Source organism: Deltaproteobacteria bacterium (genome assembly GCA_026712905.1).
GTDB lineage: Bacteria > Desulfobacterota > Binatia > UBA9968 > JAJDTQ01 > JAJDTQ01.
The window spans coordinates 1-2,260 of sequence record JAPOPM010000039.1; the positions used below are offsets into that span (position 1 = coordinate 1).

Annotated in this window: 3 protein-coding genes; all 3 read left to right on the top strand. The window is 70.3% G+C overall.

The features are described 5' to 3' along the window. Positions 1-940: hypothetical protein (locus OXF11_03075; protein MCY4486083.1), on the top strand; the 940-nt coding region annotated here is incomplete at its 5' end. Positions 941-1,104: 164 nt separating this feature from the next. Further along, a complete protein-coding gene (radC, locus tag OXF11_03080; GenBank protein MCY4486084.1) occupies positions 1,105-1,686 on the top strand; it encodes a DNA repair protein RadC in 582 nt (193 codons plus the stop codon). 115 nt (positions 1,687-1,801) lie between these two features. Continuing rightward, positions 1,802-2,260: hypothetical protein (locus OXF11_03085; GenBank protein ID MCY4486085.1), on the top strand; the 459-nt coding region annotated here is incomplete at its 3' end.

The window sequence follows — 2,260 nt, forward strand, 5'->3', positions numbered from 1 at the left end:
ACTCGTGCTGCCGGCCCGCCGGGAAGCGGTGGAGAATGCCTTTACCGCCGAGATGCGCCAGGCTGCCCGCCTGGCGATCTACCGCGCCATGGCCGCCGACCCGGAGCCGCGTCCCGCCTTCGCCGACTGGACGCGGGCGCGCGGCGCCGGGATCGACCTCGCGCCGCCTCCCCAGGTTCTCCGTCCCTGGCGTCCCGCCATCGCGGACATCGACGACTGGCGGGAGCCTCCGAAGCCCGCGCCCGCCGGCCCCGACGCGTTGGTGATGGACTGCGATCCCGAGCCCCCCGAGGCGCAGGCGCTGTGGCGCGCCGCCGAGCGGGCCGGCCTTGCGGAGAGGCTCTTCGAGGCGGACAGGCGCCTCGAAGGCTACGAGTGGTATGACCGCCTCGACCGCATCACGGGCATCGACACCGAGGTCACCGACTCTCACGGCAAGGGGTGGCCGCTCCGGGACTTCCCCATGCCCGGCCACAAGGAGACTGAAGCGACCCCCTTACCTCCGCGTCCCGCGGCGATCCGCATGGCGCTGTTGGTCAGGACCGCCGGCGGCTCCAGCCCGACTCTTCATCTCCCTGCCGATCTCGCCTTCGCTGGCGAGCCCTGGAGCTGGATCGGCGACGCGTTGCCGCTCGTGACACGGGACAGCGCCCTGGAACCACACCAACTCGCGGAGATCTTGCGCCGGGGCTACTTCGCCGCCTCGGATGACGCGGACGCTGACAGTTGGTCCACGCAGGCCCAGCGGTTCGACGAGGACGCGCTCCACATCGCCACCAGGCTCCTTTGCAGCGAGGACTCCGCGCTCGAACTCTCCATCGCCGAGACCGTCCGCCGGGAGATCCTCCACCTCGTTCCCAACGGCCGCAAGGTGGAGGTCTCCATCCGCCGGCCCGACGTCCGGGTCGTTCTGGGCGATTCCGCCAAAGCCGCCACCTGAGCACGTTGGCCGAACGGCTCTTTTGGGCCGGCCGGCATTCCACCCCGCCGCACACCAGTGCCCCGCCCGGAGCCGAGCCCGGCTTTCCGGTGGCGGAGCGGCCCGGGCGCGGGAGCGGCCGTTGCCCGCCGGCGACATTCACCCGCCACAAGGAGAAGCGCTGCATGGACACCCCGAACCCGATGGAAGCATTGATCGGCGCGAACGGCACGAGCAGGCTCAACGGCCTCTCCCTGCTCGACCTCGACTCCATGACCGTCCGGGAACTGCGACAACACGGACTCACCCAGGCGCAGGCCGGCAGGGTCAAGGCCGCGTTCGACCTGGGACGCCAACTCCTCGAAGCCGAATCCTCCCTCCACGGAGACGCCCCCACGGTCAGCAGTCCCGAGGAGGCCTACCGTTACATGCGGCCGCGGTACGTGAACGAGTACCGGGAGCACTTCGATGTCCTGATGATGGACAACCGCAACAGGCTCATCCGTCACCACCGGGTTTCCACGGGAAGCCTTTCCGCCTCCGTTGTACACCCCCGCGAGTGCTTCCGCCCCGTCATCAGGGAGAGCGCCGCCTCGGTCATCTTTACCCATCAGCATCCCAGCGGCGATCCTGCCCCTTCTCGCGAGGACGTGGAGATCACCCACCGGCTCCGGCAGGTGGGCGAGGTGATGGGCATCCGGGTCCACGACCACGTCGTCTGCGGTCACGGCCGGTTCTTCAGCTTCAGGCAGGAAGGATTGCTGTGACCTGTCCCTGATCTGCCGTCCCGCCACCGGCCATCCATCCGACAGGCCCGCGGCGAACCGGAGCAACCGGCTCGATGCGGGCCGCCGGCGCCTTCAAGCACTTCCAGGAGGGATCATGCTCGACGTCCATACGGCGCCGGACGCATCCGCGCGCCTGCCCGTTCCCCATACGCTTCCGGCCTCTTCAGGTCCGACTGCTTCAGGCCCCCGGCCTTCCGCCCATGACGCGATCTACGACGCCGCCGGAACCCTCCTGCCGGTCCTGGAAGCCGGCCGGCCGCTCGACGCGGCCACTCTGCGCGACGCCATGACCCATGCCTTCGGCGCGGACGACGCCCGGGGCGCCTGGGTCTGGAAGGACGCCTACGAGGCCGCCGAGGCGGCGGTCGTGCTGTTTATCCGCCGTCACGGCCGGGCCATGCGCCGCCACGCTGGCGCCGGCCCGGAAGGACCCTCCGCCATGCTCAGGATGCTCGAAGCCATGGCCGCGCTGGAGCCGTCCCACACCAGGCGCTCCGAAGAGCAGGTCCGTCTCCAGCAGTTCTCGACACCCCTGCCGCTGGCCTACGCCGCG